Below are 18,562 nucleotides of genomic sequence, written 5' to 3'. Positions count from 1 at the left end.
TTCACTCAATCATCGATCTGCACATGAACTTCGAACTTGAACTCGAACACCGGATGATCAAGGACCTCGTCGCGCGCTTCGTGAACGACGAGCTGATTCCGATCGAAGCAGCCGTGATGGCGCGCGAGGCCGACGGCCAGCGCTTCGCGCTGCTCGCCGACGAACGCGCGCGACTCGACGAACGCTCCCGGCAGCTCGGTCTGTGGGGGCTCGACGCGCCCCTCGACGTCGGCGGCGCGGACCTGTCGGCCGTCGCGATGGTCGGCGTGAACGAAGCGATCGGCACGACCGTGACGCCGTACATCCTGCCGCCCGATTCGCCGAACCTGAGGATGCTGTGCGACTCGGCCGACGACGCGCAGCGCGCCCGCTATCTCGACCCTTATGCGCGCGGCGTCTCGCGTTCCGCGATGGCCATCTCCGAACCGGGCGCCGGCTCGGACCCGGGCGCGCTGTCGACGACGGCCGAGCGCGACGGCGACGGCTGGGTGCTGAACGGCCGCAAGATCTGGATCAGCCACGCGAGCGAAGCCGACTGGACGATCGTGATGGCGCTGACGGACCGCAACAAGGGCAAGCGCGGCGGCATGTCGGCGTTCATCGTCGAGCGCGATACGCCGGGCTTCATCATCGAACGCCGGATCGCGATGATCGGCGGGCTGTCCACCTACGAGATCGTGCTGGACAACTGCCGCCTTCCCGCCACGCAACTGCTCGGCCGCGAAGGCGAAGGCTTCGTGCCGATGCAGGGGCGCCTGTCGAACCGGCGGCTGGAGATGGCGGCCTGGTGCATCGGCCGCGCCGAGCGCGCGGTCGCGCTGCTGTGCGACCATGCGAAACAGCGCAAGACCTTCGGCGTGCCGCTCGCGGAACGCCAGGCAGTCCAGTGGTGGGTCGCCGACGCACTGACGCAGATCCACGCATGCCGCCTCATGACCTACGAAGCGGCCGCGCGGGTGGATGCCGGGCAGGATGCGCGCACGCAGATCTCGATGGTCAAGGTGTTCGCGACGGAGATGGCGTGGACCGTCATCGATCACGCGATGCAGACGCTCGGCGCGATGGGCATGACGAAGGAACTGCCGTTGCAGCAGATGGCCAGCGAAGCGCGGCTGATGCGCATCTTCGAAGGCCCGAGCGAGGTCCACCGGTGGGTCGTCGCACGCAGTGTGCTGTAGGCAGCCGCGCCGCGCGGGCCGCGCACGACGCATCGCGACGCATCACGACGACGATGTCGTGCCGGTCGGCGCCGCTGCGGGAACTTGCCCGTCGACGGCGAGGTCAGCCCACTGTCGTGCCGCATATGACCCGCACCCGACGGCACCGGTCACCTGACGCGGCATGCCTGACGGACACGATCGCGGCGGCCTGCCGGCCGCCGGGCCCCGCTGCGGCGACGCCGGTTCGTCCGTTATCGCCGCCACCCAACCACGGAGCAACCGCTTGGATACCCTGCATCTCGTCGATCCCGAAATCCGCCCGCTGCTCGACGTGTGGCCGACCGTCACGCTCGGCGCCGACAACCTCGCGCAGGCGCGCGAGCGCGTGCTGCCGCTGCCGCCGCCGGACCCGGCCGGCAGCACGCTCGAGCGCCGCACCGTCCCGGGCCCCGCCGGCGCGCCGGACGTCCCGCTCCACCTCTACACGCCCGACGACGCCGCGCGACCGCTCCCGGCGATCGTCCACATGCACGGCGGCGGCTACGTGCGCGGCGCGGCGAAGGACCTGGAGGCCATTCATCGCCAGGCAGTCAAGCAGCTCGGCTGCGCGCTGATCTCGATCGACTACCGCCTCGCGCCGGAAACGGTGTTCCCCGGCGCGATCGAGGATTGCTACGCGGGCCTCGCGTGGACCTTCCGCCATGCCGATACGCTCGGCATCGACGCGACGCGCATCGGCATCATGGGAGAAAGCGCGGGCGGCGGGCTCGCCGCCGCGCTGGCGCTGCTGGCGCGCGACCGCGGCGAATTCCCGCTCGCGTTCCAGCACCTGATCTACCCGATGCTCGACGACCGCACCTGCACGCGCACACCGCATCCGCATGCCGGCGAGTTCGTCTGGCACGCGGCCAACAACCGGTTCGGCTGGACGTCGCTGCTCGGCCACGCGCCGGGCATCGACGGCGTGTCGCCTTATGCCGCCGCCGCGCGCGCGGAAACGCTCGACGGCCTGCCGCCGACATTCCTGTCGATCGGCTCGCTCGACCTGTTCCTCGAAGAAAACCTCGACTATGCGCGACGGCTGCTCCACGCGGGCGTGCCGACCGAACTGCATGTGCTTCCCGGCGGCGTGCACGGTTTCGACATCGTGCCCGACGCGCGCCTCTCCGAAACGGCACGCCGCCTCAGCCACGACGCGCTGCGCCGCTTCCTGCACGGCTAGCCGAAACGACGCGGGCGGCCGAAGCCGCCCGCGCATTCCGGTCGATCGACGGAAACGTCAGAACGCGTCGCCCGGCACCCTCACCCAGCCTTCCATCAGCACGCGTGCGCTGCGGCTCATGATCGCCTTCGTGACGATCCACTCGCCGTTCTCCTGCTGCGCTTCCGCGCCGACGCGCAGCGTGCCCGACGGATGCCCGAAGCGCACCGCGTTGCGTTCGCCGCCGCCCGCCGCCAGATTGACGAGCGTGCCGGGGATCGCCGCGGCCGTGCCGATCGCGACCGCCGCCGTACCCATCATCGCGTGGTGCAGCTTGCCCATCGACATCGCGCGCACCAGCAGGTCGACGTCGCCCGCATTCACGCGCTTGCCGCTCGATGCGACGTAATCAGCCGGCTTCGCGACGAACGCGATCTTCGGCGTGTGCTGCCGCGTCGCGATTTCATCGAGCGTGTCGATCAGGCCCATGCGCAACGCGCCGTGCGCGCGGATCGTCTCGAACTTCTCGAGCGCCTTCGCGTCGCCGTTGATCGCGTCCTGCAGCTCGGTGCCCGTATAGCCGATCGCTTCGGCCTCGACGAAGATCGTCGGGATCCCCGCGTTGATCATCGTTGCCTTCAGCGTGCCGACGCCCGGCACCGCGAGATCGTCGACCAGGTTGCCGGTCGGGAACATCGACCCGCCCGCGCCTTCTTCGTCGGCGGCCGGGTCCATGAATTCGAGCTGCACTTCTGCGGCCGGGAACGTGACGCCGTCCAGCTCGAAGTCGCCCGTCTCCTGCACCGCGCCGTTCGTGACCGGCACGTGGGCGATGATCGTCTTGCCGATGTTGGCCTGCCAGATCCGCACGGTCGCGACACCGTCGCGCGGCACGCGCGCCGGATCGACGAGCCCGCCGCCGATCGCGAACGGGCCGACCGCCGCCGACAGGTTGCCGCAGTTGCCGGTCCAGTCGACGAACGCCTTGTCGATCGCGACCTGCCCGAACAGGTAGTCGACGTCGTGGCCGGGCCGCGTGCTCTTCGACACGATCACCGTCTTGCTGGTGGACGACGTCGCGCCGCCCATCCCGTCGATCTGCTTGCCGTACGGATCGGGGCTGCCGATCACGCGCAGCAGCAGCGCGTCGCGCGCGGCGCCCGGCGCCTGCGCCGCATCGGGCAGGTCCTGCAGCCGGAAGAACACGCCCTTGCTGGTGCCGCCGCGGATATAGGTCGCGGGAATCCTGATTTGAGGAATGTGAGCCATGTCCGTTTTATCCCAGGTCGGCGGGACCGGTGCGTCGGCACCGCTTCCCGCCCGCTGCAACGCACGCCGAAGCCATGCGCAGCAAACCGAATCGGGCCAGCCGCACGGCCGGCACCCCTGCGCCGCCGCGACAACCGGCCCTTCGCTCCACGCGCCGCCACGGCGCGCGGAACCGCCTTTACCGCCTTCCCGTCACGCCGCCTGCGACGATTCGAGGAAGTCCTGCGCGAAGCGCTGCAGCACGCCGCCGGCTTCGTAGATCGACACTTCCTCGGCCGTATCGAGCCGGCACGTCATCGACACCTCGACGCGCTCGCCGTTCCTGCGGTGAATCACGAGCGTCAGGTCGGCGCGCGGCGTGCGCTCACCGATCACGTCGAAGGTCTCGGTGCCGTCGATGCCGAGCGTCGTCCGGTTCGTGCCGGGCTTGAACTCGAGCGGCAGCACGCCCATCCCGATCAGGTTCGTGCGGTGGATCCGCTCGAACCCTTCGGCGGCGATCGCCTCGACGCCCGCGAGCCGCACGCCCTTCGCGGCCCAGTCGCGCGACGAGCCCTGGCCGTAGTCGGCGCCGGCGACGACGATCAGCGGCTGCTTGCGATTCATGTACGCCTCGATCGCTTCCCACATCCGCATGACCTTGCCTTCCGGCTCGACGCGCGCGAGCGAGCCCTTCTTCACCGCGCCGTCGACCACCGCCATCTCGTTGATCAGCGTCGGGTTCGCGAAGGTCGCACGTTGCGCTGTGAGGTGGTCTCCCCGGTGCGTCGCGTACGAGTTGAAGTCCTCTTCGGGCAGGCCCATCTTCGCGAGGTATTCGCCGGCCGCGCTGTTCGCGAGAATCGCGTTCGACGGCGACAGGTGGTCGGTCGTGATATTGTCGCCGAGCACCGCGAGCGGACGCATCCCCTGCAGCGTGCGCTCGCCGGCCAGCGCGCCTTCCCAGTACGGCGGACGGCGGATGTACGTGCTCTGCGCGCGCCAGTCGTACAGCGGCGCCGCGCGCTCGCCCGCATCGGCGCTGCGCGCGAACATCGGCTCGTAGACCTTGCGGAACTGCTCGGGCTTCACGCTCGACGCGACGATCGCATCGATCTCCTCGTCGGTCGGCCAGATATCCTTCAGCGTGACCGGCTTGCCGTTCTGGTCGTGGCCGAGCACGTCCTTCTCGATGTCGAAGCGGATCGTGCCGGCGATCGCATACGCGACGACGAGCGGCGGCGACGCGAGGAACGCCTGCTTCGCATACGGATGGATGCGGCCGTCGAAGTTGCGGTTACCGGACAGCACGGCCGTCGCGTACAGGTCGCGATCGACGATCTCCTGCTGGATCTTCGGGTCGAGCGCGCCCGACATCCCGTTGCAGGTCGTGCACGCGAACGCGACGATGCCGAAGCCGAGCTTCTCGAGTTCCGGCAGCAGGTTCGCTTCTTCCAGATACAGCTCGACCGCCTTCGAGCCCGGCGCGAGCGAGCTCTTCACCCACGGCTTGCGCGTCAAGCCCTTCGCGTTCGCGTTGCGCGCGAGCAAAGCCGCTGCGATCACGTTGCGCGGGTTGCTGGTGTTCGTGCAGCTCGTGATCGCGGCGATGATCACCGCGCCGTCGGGCATCTCGCCCGCCTTCTCTTCCCACTGGCCGGCGATCCCGCGCGCGGCGAGGTCGGACGTCGGCAGCCGCTTGTGCGGGTTCGACGGGCCGGCCATGTTGCGCACGACGCTCGACAGGTCGAACGTCAGCGTGCGCTCGTACTGCGCATCGTTCAGCGTATCGGCCCACAGGCCCGCCGCCTTCGCATAGGTCTCGACGAGCTTCACCTGCTCGTCGCTGCGGCCGGTGAGGCGCAGGTAGTCGATCGTCTGGCCGTCGATGAAGAACATCGCGGCCGTCGCGCCGTATTCGGGCGCCATGTTCGAGATCGTCGCGCGATCGCCGAGCGTGAGGCTCGCCGCGCCTTCACCGCGGAATTCCAGATACGCGCCGACCACCTTTTCCTTGCGCAGGAATTCGGTCAGCGCGAGCACGACGTCGGTCGCGGTGATGCCGGGCTGGCGCTTGCCGGTCAGCTCGACGCCGACGATGTCGGGCAGGCGCATCCACGACGCGCGGCCGAGCATCACGTTTTCGGCTTCGAGCCCGCCGACGCCGATCGCGATCACGCCGAGCGCGTCGACGTGCGGCGTGTGGCTGTCGGTGCCGACGCAGGTATCCGGATACGCGACGCCGTCGTGCGCCTGGATCACCGGCGACATCTTCTCGAGGTTGATCTGGTGCATGATGCCGTTGCCCGGCGGGATCACGTCGACGTTCTCGAACGCCCTCTTCGTCCACTCGATGAAGTGGAAGCGATCCTCGTTGCGGCGATCCTCGATCGCGCGGTTCTTCGCGAATGCGTCCGGATCGAAGCCGCCGCACTCGACGGCGAGCGAGTGGTCGACGATCAGTTGCACGGGCACGACCGGGTTCACTTTCGCCGGGTCGCCGCCGCCGTCGGCGATCGCGTCGCGCAGGCCGGCGAGATCGACGAGTGCCGTCTGCCCGAGGATGTCGTGGCACACCACGCGCGCCGGGAACCACGGAAAATCGCGCTCGCGCTTGCGCTCGACGATCTGTTTCAGCGACTCGGCGAGGATCGCCGGATCGCAGCGGCGCACGAGGTTTTCGGCGAGCACGCGCGACGTGTACGGCAGCGTGTCGTAGGCGCCGGGCGCGATCGCTTCGACCGCGGCACGCGCGTCGAAATAGTCCAGCGACGTGCCGGGCAGGGGTTTGCGGTTGGCGGTATTCATGATGTGGGGGGATACCTGGGTATGGCGTTCAGCGCGCGGCGGCCGCCCGCGCTGCGGGGGCCGGCGCGCGCTGCGGGAGGATCAGCGCTTCTCGATCGGCACGAACTGCAGGTCTTCCGGGCCCGTGTAGTTCGCGCTCGGGCGGATGATCTTGTTGTCGACGCGCTGTTCGATGATGTGCGCGCTCCAGCCCGACGTGCGCGAGATCACGAACAGCGGCGTGAACATCGCGGTCGGCACGCCCATCATGTGATACGACACCGCGCTGAACCAGTCGAGGTTCGGGAACATCTTCTTCGCGTCCCACATCACCGATTCGAGGCGCTCGGCGATGTTGTACAGCTTCAGGTCGCCCGCTTCCTTCGACAGCTTGTGCGCGACGCCCTTGATCACCTTGTTGCGCGGATCGGAGATCGTGTAGACCGGGTGGCCGAAGCCGATCACCACTTCCTTGTTCTCGACGCGGCGGCGGATGTCCGCTTCGGCGTCGTCCGGCGAGCTGTAGCGGCTCTGGATTTCATATGCGACTTCGTTCGCGCCGCCGTGCTTCGGCCCGCGCAGCGCACCGATCGCGCCGGTGATCGCCGAGTAGATGTCCGAGCCCGTGCCCGCGATCACGCGGCCGGTGAACGTCGACGCGTTGAATTCGTGCTCCGCGTACAGGATCAGCGACGTGTGCATCGCCTCGACCCACGACTTCGACGGCGTCTTGCCGTGCAGCAGGTGCAGGAAGTGGCCGCCGATCGAGTCGTCGTCGGTTTCCGTCTCGATGCGCTTGCCGTTGTGCGAGAAGTGATACCAGTACAGCAGCACCGAGCCGAGCGACGCCATCAGGCGGTCGGCGATGTCGCGCGCGCCCGGCAGGTTGTGGTCGTCCTTCTCCGGCAGCACGGTGCCGAGCACCGACACGCCCGTGCGCATCACGTCCATCGGGTGCGCGGACGCCGGGATCTGCTCGAGCGCCGCCTTCAGCGCGCTCGGCAGGCCGCGCAGCGCGCGCAGCTTGGTCTTGTACGCGGCCAGTTCGGTCAGGTTCGGCAGCGTGCCGTGCACGAGCAGGTGCGCGATTTCCTCGAATTCGCACGATTCGGCGACGTCGAGAATGTCGTAGCCGCGGTAGTGCAGGTCGTTGCCGGTCTTGCCGACCGTGCACAGCGCCGTGTTGCCGGCCGTCACGCCCGACAGCGCCACCGACTTCTTCGGCTTGAATGCGCCTGCGGCGGCCGGTGCTGCTGCGTCTTTCGTCTCGCTCATGTTTCCGTTCTCCAATATGTAGCGGTGTCGACCGGACTTGGCGCTTCAGCGCCTAGTGCGGTCCCATGCAAAGCTGTCGACCGGACTTGGCGCTTTAGCGCCTGGTTCGGTCCCATGCAAAGCATCCCGGGAATCGTGTCCCGGCGCGCGGGCCGCGTTACTTCTTGCCCTGCGCGAACAGCTCGTCGAGCTTGCGTTCGTATTCGTGATAGCCGAGGAAGTCGTACAGCTCGGCGCGCGTCTGCATCGTCGGCACGGCCGCCTTCTGCGTGCCGTCGCGGCGCAGCGTCTCGTAGAAATTCAGCGCGGCCTTGTTCATCGCGCGATACGCGCCGCAGCAGTACAGCGCGATGTCGACGTTCGCCTCGCGCAGTTCGTCGAGCGTGAACAGCGGCGTCGAGCCGAACTCGGTCAGGTTCGCGAGGATCGGCACCTTCACGGCCGCCTTGAAACGGCGGTAGTCGTCGAGCGTCTTCATCGCTTCCGGGAAGATCATGTCGGCGCCGGCTTCGACGTACGCGACCGCGCGCTCGATCGCCGCGTCGATCCCTTCGGCGGCGGCCGCATCGGTACGCGCCATGATCACGAACTGGTCGTCGGTACGTGCGTCGACCGCGGCCTTGATGCGATCGACCATTTCCTCGGCCGGCACGACTTCCTTGCCCGGACGATGGCCGCAACGCTTCTGGCCGACCTGGTCCTCGAGATGCACGGCCGCGACGCCGGCCTTGATGAACGAGCGGACCGTGCGCGCGATGTTGAATGCGCCGCCCCAGCCCGTATCGATGTCGACGAGCAGCGGCAGGTCGGTTGCGTTGGTGATCCGGTTCGCGTCGATCAGCACGTCTTCCATCGTGCTGATGCCGAGATCGGGGATCCCGAGCGAGTTCGCGGCGACGCCGCCACCCGACAGGTACACGGCCTTGAAGCCGACGGCCTGCGCCATCTTGGCTGCGTATGCGGTGATCGCGCCGACCACCTGCAGCGGCTGCTCGGCCGCGACTGCCGCGCGGAATTTCGCGCCGGCGCTCTGAAGATGCGTGTTGCTCATGAACGGCCTCCTGAAGGAATGCCCGATAACAGCAAGGACCGGGCCAGCTCGCGAAACGTCGCTAACCCACTGATTCTTAAGCAAGCGGCGCGGGCGCTGCAGCGCCCGGCGATTTCAATTCGGCAATTTCGTGTTTCAAAAATGAAATCCCGCGCGCATAATCGATCGCCATGGACCTCTCCTCGACCAAGCCTGTCGGCCCGGCCGATCGCGCGGCGCGCCCGCGCATCTGGGCGATGGGCATCAGCCGCCTGCGCGAACTTTTTCGCGAGATCGCCGGCGAATTCGACGAACGCGCCGACGTGCGCATCGTGACGCGCGCGTATGAGGATGCGCTCAGCGCGATCGCCGAGGCCGGCGCCGCGCGGCCCGACGTGATCGTCGCAGCCGGCTCGAACGGCGCCTTCCTGAAGACGCGTGCGCAGGTGCCGGTCGTGGTCGTGTCGCCGACCGGCTTCGACGTGATGCAGGCGCTCGCGCGCGCCCGGCGCGACGCGTCGCGGATCGCGCTCGTCAGCGCCGGAGAAACGCCGCCCGAGGTACGCCGCTTCGTCGCCGCGTACGGCCTCGACGTGCAGTTTGCGTCATATCAGTCCGCGCAGGAAGCGGAAGCCTGCGTGCACGACCTGCGCGACCGCGGCATCGAGACGATCGTCGGCCCCGGCCTCGTCACCGATCTCGCAGCCAGCGCCGGCATGGGCGCGGTGTTCCTGTATTCGCATGCGTCGGTACGCAAGGCCGTCGATACGGCGCTCGAAGTCGCGTATGCGACGCATGCCGAGGCGTTCCGCCGCCAACGGCTCGACAACCTGCTGCAACACCTGCGCGACGGCGTGGTCGCGCTCGACGCGCGCGGCCGCGTCGAGGCGATCAACGAGCGGCTCGCGTCCGCGCTCGGGGTCGAACCCGCGGCGGCCGTCGGCCGGGCACTCGTCGACCTGCGGCCCGAGCTGCGCACGCTGCGCGGCGAGGACGGCGACGCGCTCGCGACCGTGCGCGGCGTGCGCTATGTCGTGCATCGCGGGCCGCTCGTCGATCGCGGCGTCACGTCGGGCAGCGTGCTGACGTTCCAGGAATCGCGCGCGGTCGAACGGCTCGACCGTGCGCTGCGTTCGCAGCCGACCACGCAACAGTTCGCGGCGCGCTACGCGCTCGACGACGTGATCGGCGCATCGGCGCCGATGGCGCGCGTGCGCGACCTCGTGCGCCGCTACGCGAAATCCGACGCGACCGTGCTCGTGCTCGGCGAAAGCGGCACCGGCAAGGAAATGATCGCGCAGAGCCTGCACGCGCTGTCCGCGCGGCGCAGCTACCCGTTCGTCGCGGTCAATTGCGGCGCGTTTCCGGAAGCGCTGCTCGAGAGCGAGCTGTTCGGCTATGAGGAAGGCGCGTTCACCGGCGCGCGGCGCGGCGGCAAGACCGGCCTGTTCGAGGCCGCGCACCGCGGCACGCTGTTTCTCGACGAGATCGGCGAGATGCCGCCGTCGCTGCAGAGCCGGCTGCTGCGCGTGCTGCAGGAGCGCGAGGTGATCCGCCTCGGCTCGACCGAGCCGATCCGCATCGACGTGCGCGTGATCGCCGCGACGCATCGTCCGCTGCTCGCGGCCGTCGAGGCCGGCACGTTCCGCGCGGATCTCTATTACCGGCTCAACATCCTGAACGTCGGCCTGCCGCCGCTGCGCGAGCGCGCGGCCGACATCCCCGCGCTCGCGGCGACGCTGCTCGTGCAGGCCGCGCGGCGCGAGCCGCGCCTCGCCGAGCGCCTGCGCGACGCCGGCGATGCCGCGCGCGTGCTCGGCGCGACGCAGGCAACCCTGGCGCGCTACCGGTGGCCCGGCAACGTGCGGGAACTGCAGAACGTGATCGAGCGCATCGCGGTGGAACTCGCCGAGGAAGCCGATGAAAACGATCCCGCCGCAGCGTGCGCCGTGCTCGATCCCGACGCGCTGCAGGCGATCGCACCCGAGCTGTTCGCGGCGCCGCCCGATGCGCTCGACGCCGACGATGCGCAGACGCTGCACGCGCGCCGCCGCCGCGCGGAAGCCGACGAGATCCGCGCGGTGCTCGACGCGTGCGGCGGCGACCGCGACCGCGCATGCGCGATGCTCGGCATCAGCAAGACGACGCTGTGGCGGAAGTTGTCGGCGAAGTAGCCAGGTTCGGGGGCGACGCGCCGGTGCGCGTGCGCCCGGGCAGGCTCGTCAGTCGGCCTTGTGATAGTGGCGGTAGGCCTTCGCGCGATTGCCGCACGACGACATCGAGCACCAGCGGCGACTGCCGTTCTTGCTGTCGTCGATGAACAACCACTGGCATGCGTCGTTCGCGCAACGCTTGACCTTCGCGAGCCGCGCGCCGCCCAGCAGGTCGGTCGCCGACCACAGCACCGGGCTCAGCAGCCCCGCGAGCGTTGCGCCCGCGCCGCCGATCCGCCACGCATAGCCGCCGTCGATGCGCGCCAGCGCGACGCGCGGCGACGCTTCCGCCAGAAAACCGCCGAGCAGCGCGAGATCGTCGGGCTGCGGCTCGCGCCGCTCGGCCTGCGCATGAAAGAGCCGATACAGCGCCTCGCGCAACGCGAGCGCACGCGCGAGCATCGCCGGCTCGCCTTCCTCCACGCCGCGCACGCGGCACCGGTCGGCCATGCCGGCCGGCACCCCGGCCTGCTCGCGGCACCACGCCAGCAGGTCGTCCATCGTTCCGAAGGTTTCCGTCGGCGGGTCGCTGCCACGCCAGTACAGCGTGTTCGCGAAATCGATGCTCAGGGTTTCGGGCGGCGCCGGAATCAGGCAGTCCATCGTGACGGAAGGTTGCGTATCGCTCATGACACCATCGTATCTAACCACCATGCCGGTTGACAAGCGTCCGGACGCTTTCTAACATAACCAGCATGGTGGTTAAAAAGGTTTGCTGCACTGACGTCCCCCCTTCAGTTCAAGGAGCCACAGATGATCGATCGTCTTTCCCGCGGAGTTATCCACAACGACCGCAACTGCGCGTTCTACGACAGCACGCTCGGCGCGCTCCGCTACAAGCGGCTGGCATGGTGCTTATAAGCGGGTTTGCTGCACTGAGGTCCCCCTTCAATTCAAGGAGCCAACAGATGATCGATCACCTTTCCTTCGGCGTCGCCCACATCGGCCGCAGCCGCACGTTCTACGACAGCACGCTCGGCGCGCTCGGCTACAAGCGGCTGTATAGCGACGACGGCTCCATCGGGTACGGCACGACCGAACCGGAGCTGTGGTTGCAGCACGCTGCCCGCCCCATCGCCGCCGATCCCGAATCGGGGCTGCACCTGTCGTTCAAGGCCGCGTCGCCCGTCGAGGTCGACGCGTTCTACCGCGCCGCGCTCGAGCACGGCGGTCAGGACAACGGCGGGCCCGGCAAGCGCGAGCATTACGGTCCCGGCTACTACGCGGCGTTCGTCGTCGATCCCGACGGGTATCGGCTCGAAGCACATTGCGAACTCGACAACGTCGTGTGATCGAGCCCGCGTACACCGCGTACAAACGGCAAGGGCCCGATTCCGCATTGCGCAGAATCGGGCCCTTAGTTTTGACACATCAGCGTCCGGCTCCCGGCGACCGCCGCCGGCGGTCGTGTAACAGGATCGCAGCTCGTACGGTTACTGTGCGCCGCGCGTGTGCTGCAACTGCTCGCCGAGCCCTTCGATCCCGAGGCGCACCGTCTGGCCGGCCTTCAGGAACACCGGCGACGGCTTGACGCCCATGCCGACGCCCGGCGGCGTGCCGGTCGTGATGACGTCGCCCGGCTGCAGCGTCATGCAGCTCGACAGATAGGCAATCAACTGCGCGACGGTGAACACCATCGTGCGGGTGTTGCCGTTCTGATAACGGTGGCCGTCGACTTCGAGCCACAGGTCGAGACGCTGCGGATCGGGCACCTCGTCGCGCGTGACAAGCCACGGCCCGATCGGGCCGAACGTGTCGAAACCCTTGCCCTTGTCCCACTGGCCGCCGCGCTCGATCTGCCATTCGCGCTCGGACACGTCGTTGACGACGCAATAGCCCGCGACGTAATCGAGCGCACTCGCTTCGTCGGTGTCCTTGCACCGCGCGCCGATCACGACGCCCAGCTCGACTTCCCAGTCGGTCTTGACCGAACCCTTCGGGATGTCGATGCCGTCGTTCGGGCCGCAGATCGAACTCGTCCACTTGCCGAACACGACCGGCTCCTTCGGTACCGGCATGCCGGCTTCGGCCGCGTGATCGGCATAGTTCAGGCCGATGCCGATGAACTTGCCGACGTGCCCGACGCACGCGCCGATGCGCGGCTCGCCGGACACGAGCGGCAGCGTGGCCGGATCGATCGCGCGCAGCCGCGCGAGACCCGCGTCGGACAGCACATCGCCGGCAAGCTCCGGCACGTGTGCGGACAGGTCGCGAATCCGGCCCTCCGCGTCGAGGATACCGGGCTTTTCCTGGCCGGACGGGCCATAGCGAAGCAGTTTCATCGTGCTCAACCTCTGTTGTCGAATGGGACAGGATACCGGCCGACGCGGCCATTCGCGGCCGCACGCCGGACTGATCGTCGATCGTCGATTGCGCGCGTCGGCGCCGCATCCGGCCTGCCGTCGACGCGCGAGGGTCGCGCGGGCGCAGCGATCGCGGCGCCGCACGGAAGCACGGCGCGCATCGAACGGGCGGCCGCCGGTCTGCGCATCGGCGACGACGGCCCGGCACCCGCGACGCATGCCGGCCGATGCCGGCCGGCTTCACGCGCGGCCGCGCCCTCGCTGGCCCGCAAGCCTTTGTACCATCGGCCGCGCGCCGTGAAATGACGCGCGACGGATACCGACTATTGGTGCGCCTGCAGACGTTGCGGCGCAGCATCGGACGCGACCGCACAGCGCGAACCGCCACGCATGCCGGCATCGCCTGCCACCGGTGCATGAATACTGGCTATTCGGGGTGCCCCTGTCATCGAAAACGTTTGCCAATCCGTTCTTATTCGGTAACGATCGGTAAAAAGACACGGCATTGCACACTATATGTTTATTGCTAAGCTCGCACGAATGGCTTTCATCGCCATACGCGGGCCCGACTTATGCGCGTGCAGAACCGGCCAGCGTGCGTCGCCAGCCGATCGACGGTAATCCCCCAACCTCACACCCATAATGCAGACAACCAACGACCCGCTTCCTGGCTGCGACGCACGGGAATCGATGGCCGCCATCGACCGCTATCGCGCACCCGCGCTCGACAAGGGCCTCGACATTCTCGAACTCCTGTCCGAGCAGAAAGAAGGACTCACCCGCACCGAAATCACGAAGGAACTCGGCCGCAACGCGAGCGAAATCTACCGGATGCTCGAACGCCTCGTCGCGCGCCGCTATGTGATGCGCTCGACCGGCGGCGACCGCTACACGCTCAGCCTCAAGCTGTTCGCGCTCGCGCACCGGCATCCGCCGATGAACCGGCTGATTGCCGAGGCCTTGCCGCCGATGCAGCGCTTCGCCGATGCCGCCGAACAGTCGTGCCACCTGACCGTCTACGATCGCGGCAACCTGCTCGTGATCGCGCAGGTCGACGGGCCCGGCCCGTGGGGCGTGTCGGTCCGGCTCGGCTCGCGCGTCGGGCTCGCCGATACCGCGTCGGGGCGCGTGATGCTGTCGTTCCAGGGCCCCGAGCAGCGCGCACACATGCTGGCCGAGCATCGCAAGGTCAAGGGTGAAGCGCCGCTGAACGAGCAGGAACTCGCGTATGCGTGCCAGTCCGTCCGGCAGGATGGCTATCTGCGCCAGGACAGCCGCCAGGCGTACGGCGTGACCGACCTGACCGCGCCGATCCTCGGGCCGTCCGGCCATGCGGTCGCGGTGCTGACCTGCCCGTACATGCGCCGGATCGACACGCACGCGGCGCCGTCCGTCGACGTCGTCGTCGAAGGGTTGCGCGACACGGTCGCCCATCTGTCGATGGGCCGCACCGAGACCTGCTGACGCGCGGGTTCGACGAAGCGCACCGGGCGCGGCGCAGTTGCGCCGTACCCGGTCGCGCGCGATGCCCGTGCAGTGCACGATACGCGGTGCCATATCGTGCGCTCACCGCGCTACGCTAGAATAGCGGCCCTCTCAAAAACTACGGCGGCCGGTTGTCACGGCCGTCGTGTCCGATGGATGTCATGGCCAAACTTCTGAACGATCAAGAATTCCAGCGTTTCTCCGAACTTCAGCAGAAGCAGGCAAGCTTCACGATCACGCCCGAGGAGGCGGACGAGCTGCGCGATATCGTCGCGCGCGCGCAGAAGAAGCGCGACGATCGTGCCGCCGCGATGCAGGCGATCGAGAACTACATCGAGCAGTTCGACATCACGCCCGACGAACTCTTCTCGCCCGAGCAGATCGGCGACGCGGCCCGCACCTACGGGCTCATCACCGCGACCAAGAAGGAACGCACGCTGCCGCCGTCGATCACGTTCAACGGCAAGCCGTACCAGTGGACCAAGACGCTCCCGGACGACGTGCGCGGTGCGCTGTTCGAAGCATTCACGTCCGGCGAGTCGGTCAAGCGTTTCATCGCGATGCCGAAGGACACCGCGCGTTGCGCGCTGACGATCGCCCGCCTCGAGCGCGAAACCGGCGCCGTCTATGCCGATCCGCACCTCGAGGAACTCGCGATTTCACGCGACCAGGTGAACGACGCGGCGTCGAAACTCGTTGCCTGAATCTGACCGCGGGCACGGTTCATGCGTGTCCGCACCCGTGTGTGACGCCGGCATTGGCCGGCGCCGCGCTCTCGGGAGCCGTGCATCCGCATGCTCCCGAAAAGTCTCACCTTGGTGTCCCGCAAGCGCTCACCAATGCCTCCCGAAAAAGCTCACCCAAGGCTCCTGGAGACCCTCACCAAAGTCTCCCGAATGTCCTCACCGAACTCTCCCGCAGACCCTCACCAACGTGCCCCGGAAAGGCTCACCAGCATCTCCCGCAAGTGCTCACCGGCCGCTCCCGGGAAGGCTCACCGAACGCTCCCGTATCGGCTCACCACGCTTCCCCGGAAAAGCTCACTCGCGGCTCCCGAAAAATCTCACCTTTGTGGTAATTCCGGATCGGCGAGGCTGAAATACGATGGCGAATACGTGTGGACACATCGCGTGAAGCGGCCGTGCGGAGCAGATAACGTGGAACGCCGCAGGCGTCTTCCGGTGCTGCGGGAGTGTCGATATCGCGTGTGAACGGATCCAGGACATTCACCGGCGCTTCGTGCAAGAGGCAGGTTCAAATGCTCTGCATTCCTGAATTGACACACTCTCGGCATGACAGGATCTCGAAGACATCGACTGCATGCGATGTCTCCACGCTTCACGCAGCCGACAGACGCTACTGCTGCAACTTCATCCGGAAACCCACTACGCCGGGCTCCTCGGTCGTCGACACCGCAAAGCCGCACGACTTCGCGAGCGAGATCATCGCCGAATTCTCGCGCAGCGCCTCGCCGATCATCCATGCGGTTCCGCGCGAACGCGCGTAGTCGATGATGCGGGCCATCATCAGCCGGCCGAGCCCCTTGCCCTTCTGGTCGGGCCGCACCGCGATCGCGAACTCCGCCGTCTCGTTGTCGGGATCGGCGACCGCGCGCGCGACCGCGAGCGTGTGGTCGCGCCCCGACACATCGGTGAACGACACGATGAAGGCCATCTCACGGTCGTAGTCGATCTGCGTCATGCGCGCCACCTGCGAATGATCGAAGCTGCGCACCGCGCCGAAAAAACGCATCCGCAGATCGTCCGGCGTCATCGCACCGAGCAGTTCGTTGTGCGCGGCCTCGTCTTCCGGACGGATCGGACGGATCGTCACCGTCTCGCCGCGCCACTCGAGCGTCTGCTCGAGGTGGCGCGGATACGGCATGATCGCAAGCCGGCTGCGCCCCGCAGCCAGCGTGATGCGCGGCGCGATCACCTGCGCGCGGTCGGTGCGCACGCGTAGCGTGACGGACATCGCAACGACTTCGCGCACGTCGCAGACGACCTGCGACAACGCCGTCAACGCGTCGAGCGTCGGCTCGACAGGCGTGCTGCGCGCATACGGCGAGCGTTCCATCACCGCGCGCGCAAGCACGGTGTTCAGCGGCGGCAGGCCGTAGACGACGAACGGCGCCGATACGCCGTCCGCCGGCGGCACGGCATAGCGAAACACCGGACCGAAGTTCGAATCGTCGTACATGTCGACCGTGACATCGACGACTTTCGCGCCGGCCGGCTCGCCTGCCTGCTCGCCCTGCAGACCGAAATGGGACAGCCAGCGCAGCGCGGCATCGCCGGCCAGTTCATGCTGGCCCGCTTCGACCATCCGGCGCGCGTCGACCTGCGCGGATGCAACGCACTCGGCCGGCTGCAGCGGCGTACCCTCGGGCGTCTGCATCAGCAGTTGCCGCCCGAGACTGTAGTCGACGAGACGCGCATACGCGCGCGCGAGCCGCTGCGGCGTCGTGTACACCGGGATGCCGTTCGCGTGCAGCGCATCGCGCGTCGCCGCGTCGACCGCGCCGAAGAAACACGCGAGGATGCCGCGATGCGCGTACTGCCGCGATTCAATCAGCGTGCGCGCAACCGAACCCGCCGGCGCGCTGTGGGACGTCGAATGGACGACGAACAGCGTGCCTGTTTGCGGGAACGGCGCGAGCGCCTTGATCGCCGCGGAGAAGTGCTCGGGGCGCGCATCGTCGCCCAGCGTCAGCGGATTGCCGGGCGCAGCCAGATGCGGCAAAGCCGCCGATACGGCCGACGTTGCCGCCGGCGACCAGTCGGCCAGCCCGACGCGCACTTCCGCGACCGCATCGACCGCGAGTTTCGCGACGCCCGCGTCGCTCGTCACGAGCGTCGCCGCGCCGCGCGCCGTGACACGGCCGACGCCGAGCGTCTCGATCTCGTCGAGCAGATCGTCGAGCGCATCGACGCGCACCATCCCCGCGCGCTGGAACGCCGCCGTATAGAGCGCGTCGCCGGGATCGGCGCGCCCGGTGCGCAACGCAAGCACCGGCTTGTTGCGGGCGGCCGCGCGCGCGGCCGACATGAACTTGCGTGCCGCGCGCACGGAATCGAGTTCGAGCAGGATCGCGCGCGTGCCGGGATCGCTCGCAAGATAGTCGAGCACGTCGCCCGCATCGACGTCGGACTCGCTGCCGAGCGCGACGACATGCGAAAAGCCGAGGCCCCGCGCATCGGCCCAGCCGAGCACCGCGTTCGTCAACGCATTCGATTGCGACACCCATGCGACGCCGCCCGAACGCGCCGTATAGGCCGGTGCGCCGAAATGCGCATGTCGCGCGGGCGACAGCACGCCGAGGCTGCCGGGCCCGACGATACGGAGCACGAACGGCTTCGCCGCCTTCAGCGTGCGATCGAGCGCGGTGCGATCGGCATCCGTGCGCGCCTCACCGACGATCACCGCGACGCGCGTGCCGAGTTCGCCGAGCTTGCGCACGATGCCGGCCCAGGTCGCGGGTGGCGTGCAAATCACGGCAACCGACGGCGGTGCGGGCAGCCGGTCGACGTCGGCGACGACCGCATGCCCGTTCAGCTCGCGATATTTCGGATTGACGGGCCACACGGGCCCGTCGAACGCGCCGTCGAGCACGCGCGACCACACCATCGCGCCGATACTGCCCGCGCGCGATGACGCGCCGACGACCGCAACGGACTTGGGCTGGAACAACGCATCGAGATGGCGAACGGTCACATCGGCTCCCTGCGGTAACGAAACACGACCCGAGCGGCATACGGCACGAACCTGCCGTGCGCCGCTCGACGCGAACCCCAAGCATAGGCGAAGCGCATGCGGCTGCCTATATGCCGAACGGCCGACTACCCGACGAACGTCAACGC

At 68.2% G+C, this 18,562-nt stretch carries 13 protein-coding genes; 6 read left to right on the top strand and 7 right to left on the bottom strand.

Going from position 1 to position 18,562, the window contains the following annotated elements; genetic code table 11:
• Window positions 1-23: 23 nt before the first annotated feature.
• Both JYG32_RS28765 and JYG32_RS28760 read left to right on the top strand, forming a co-directional pair.
• A complete protein-coding gene (locus tag JYG32_RS28765; RefSeq protein ID WP_213265862.1) occupies window positions 24-1,178 on the top strand; it encodes an acyl-CoA dehydrogenase family protein in 1,155 nt (384 codons plus the stop codon).
• A 265-nt stretch (window positions 1,179-1,443) separates the two neighbouring features.
• On the top strand, window positions 1,444-2,382 hold the full coding sequence (locus JYG32_RS28760; RefSeq protein WP_213265861.1) for an alpha/beta hydrolase: 939 nt from the start codon (window positions 1,444-1,446) through the stop codon (window positions 2,380-2,382).
• A gap of 57 nt (window positions 2,383-2,439) precedes the next feature.
• On the opposite strand, the gene prpF is transcribed toward JYG32_RS28760, so the two are convergent.
• The 4 genes from prpF to prpB all read right to left on the bottom strand — a co-directional run bounded on the left by prpF (window position 2,440) and on the right by prpB (window position 8,722).
• The gene (gene prpF / locus JYG32_RS28755) at window positions 2,440-3,630 is read right to left on the bottom strand and encodes a 2-methylaconitate cis-trans isomerase PrpF (protein WP_213265860.1); all 1,191 of its coding nucleotides are present in this window, start codon (window positions 3,628-3,630) and stop codon (window positions 2,440-2,442) included.
• A 192-nt stretch (window positions 3,631-3,822) separates the two neighbouring features.
• Window positions 3,823-6,417 (bottom strand): Fe/S-dependent 2-methylisocitrate dehydratase AcnD, encoded by a 2,595-nt coding sequence (gene acnD, locus JYG32_RS28750; RefSeq protein WP_213265859.1) that lies wholly within the window; start codon window positions 6,415-6,417, stop codon window positions 3,823-3,825.
• An 81-nt stretch (window positions 6,418-6,498) separates the two neighbouring features.
• Window positions 6,499-7,671, bottom strand: coding sequence for a bifunctional 2-methylcitrate synthase/citrate synthase (gene prpC / locus JYG32_RS28745; protein ID WP_174382478.1), 1,173 nt, complete (start codon window positions 7,669-7,671; stop codon window positions 6,499-6,501).
• A 157-nt stretch (window positions 7,672-7,828) separates the two neighbouring features.
• Complete coding sequence (prpB, locus tag JYG32_RS28740; RefSeq protein WP_174382477.1) at window positions 7,829-8,722, bottom strand: methylisocitrate lyase; 894 nt, start codon at window positions 8,720-8,722, stop codon at window positions 7,829-7,831.
• Window positions 8,723-8,892: 170 nt separating this feature from the next.
• Here prpB and prpR point away from each other — a divergent pair, with 170 nt between their 5' ends.
• A complete protein-coding gene (prpR, locus tag JYG32_RS28735; protein ID WP_213265858.1) occupies window positions 8,893-10,875 on the top strand; it encodes a propionate catabolism operon regulatory protein PrpR in 1,983 nt (660 codons plus the stop codon).
• Between the two features lie 48 nt (window positions 10,876-10,923).
• Here the strand turns inward: prpR and JYG32_RS28730 are convergent, their stop codons facing one another.
• Window positions 10,924-11,568, bottom strand: a complete 645-nt coding sequence (locus JYG32_RS28730; protein WP_213265857.1) for a CGNR zinc finger domain-containing protein — start codon at window positions 11,566-11,568, stop codon at window positions 10,924-10,926.
• Between the two features lie 254 nt (window positions 11,569-11,822).
• On the opposite strand from JYG32_RS28730, the gene JYG32_RS28720 reads away from it, so the two are divergent.
• Window positions 11,823-12,206 carry a VOC family protein gene (locus JYG32_RS28720; protein WP_174382474.1) on the top strand — a complete coding sequence of 128 codons (384 nt, stop codon included), beginning with the start codon at window positions 11,823-11,825 and terminating at the stop codon, window positions 12,204-12,206.
• Window positions 12,207-12,347: 141 nt separating this feature from the next.
• On the opposite strand, the gene JYG32_RS28715 is transcribed toward JYG32_RS28720, so the two are convergent.
• Window positions 12,348-13,196 carry an ureidoglycolate lyase gene (locus tag JYG32_RS28715; RefSeq protein WP_213265856.1) on the bottom strand — a complete coding sequence of 283 codons (849 nt, stop codon included), beginning with the start codon at window positions 13,194-13,196 and terminating at the stop codon, window positions 12,348-12,350.
• Window positions 13,197-13,859: 663 nt separating this feature from the next.
• Here JYG32_RS28715 and JYG32_RS28710 point away from each other — a divergent pair.
• Window positions 13,860-14,681, top strand: coding sequence for an IclR family transcriptional regulator (locus tag JYG32_RS28710; RefSeq protein WP_213265855.1), 822 nt, complete (start codon window positions 13,860-13,862; stop codon window positions 14,679-14,681).
• 173 nt (window positions 14,682-14,854) lie between these two features.
• Window positions 14,855-15,406: a hypothetical protein gene (locus JYG32_RS28705; protein WP_213265854.1), complete on the top strand. Its 552-nt coding sequence runs from the start codon at window positions 14,855-14,857 to the stop codon at window positions 15,404-15,406.
• A gap of 652 nt (window positions 15,407-16,058) precedes the next feature.
• On the opposite strand, the gene JYG32_RS28700 is transcribed toward JYG32_RS28705, so the two are convergent.
• Entirely contained in the window at window positions 16,059-18,416 is a 2,358-nt protein-coding gene (locus tag JYG32_RS28700) for a GNAT family N-acetyltransferase (RefSeq protein WP_213265853.1), read from the bottom strand.
• Window positions 18,417-18,562: the final 146 nt, after the last annotated feature.

The sequence above is a fragment of the Burkholderia pyrrocinia genome (assembly GCF_018417535.1).
Classification (GTDB): domain Bacteria; phylum Pseudomonadota; class Gammaproteobacteria; order Burkholderiales; family Burkholderiaceae; genus Burkholderia; species Burkholderia pyrrocinia_E.
The sequence above is the reverse complement of the archived record's forward strand: the minus strand, read 5'-3'. Positions and strand labels throughout refer to the sequence as shown.

Bases quoted from the DNA above. Each gene is read 5' to 3' on its own strand.
- JYG32_RS28730 (WP_213265857.1), bottom strand. From the start codon at position 11,568: ATGGTGGTTAGATACGATGGTGTCATGAGCGATACGCAACCTTCCGTC.
- JYG32_RS28715 (WP_213265856.1), bottom strand. From the start codon at position 13,196: ATGAAACTGCTTCGCTATGGCCCGTCCGGCCAGGAAAAGCCCGGTATC.
- prpC (WP_174382478.1), bottom strand. From the start codon at position 7,671: ATGAGCGAGACGAAAGACGCAGCAGCACCGGCCGCCGCAGGCGCATTC.
- prpR (WP_213265858.1), top strand. From the start codon at position 8,893: ATGGACCTCTCCTCGACCAAGCCTGTCGGCCCGGCCGATCGCGCGGCG.
- JYG32_RS28710 (WP_213265855.1), top strand. From the start codon at position 13,860: ATGCAGACAACCAACGACCCGCTTCCTGGCTGCGACGCACGGGAATCG.
- prpF (WP_213265860.1), bottom strand. From the start codon at position 3,630: ATGGCTCACATTCCTCAAATCAGGATTCCCGCGACCTATATCCGCGGC.
- JYG32_RS28705 (WP_213265854.1), top strand. From the start codon at position 14,855: ATGGATGTCATGGCCAAACTTCTGAACGATCAAGAATTCCAGCGTTTC.
- prpB (WP_174382477.1), bottom strand. From the start codon at position 8,722: ATGAGCAACACGCATCTTCAGAGCGCCGGCGCGAAATTCCGCGCGGCA.
- JYG32_RS28720 (WP_174382474.1), top strand. From the start codon at position 11,823: ATGATCGATCACCTTTCCTTCGGCGTCGCCCACATCGGCCGCAGCCGC.
- acnD (WP_213265859.1), bottom strand. From the start codon at position 6,417: ATGAATACCGCCAACCGCAAACCCCTGCCCGGCACGTCGCTGGACTAT.
- JYG32_RS28765 (WP_213265862.1), top strand. From the start codon at position 24: ATGAACTTCGAACTTGAACTCGAACACCGGATGATCAAGGACCTCGTC.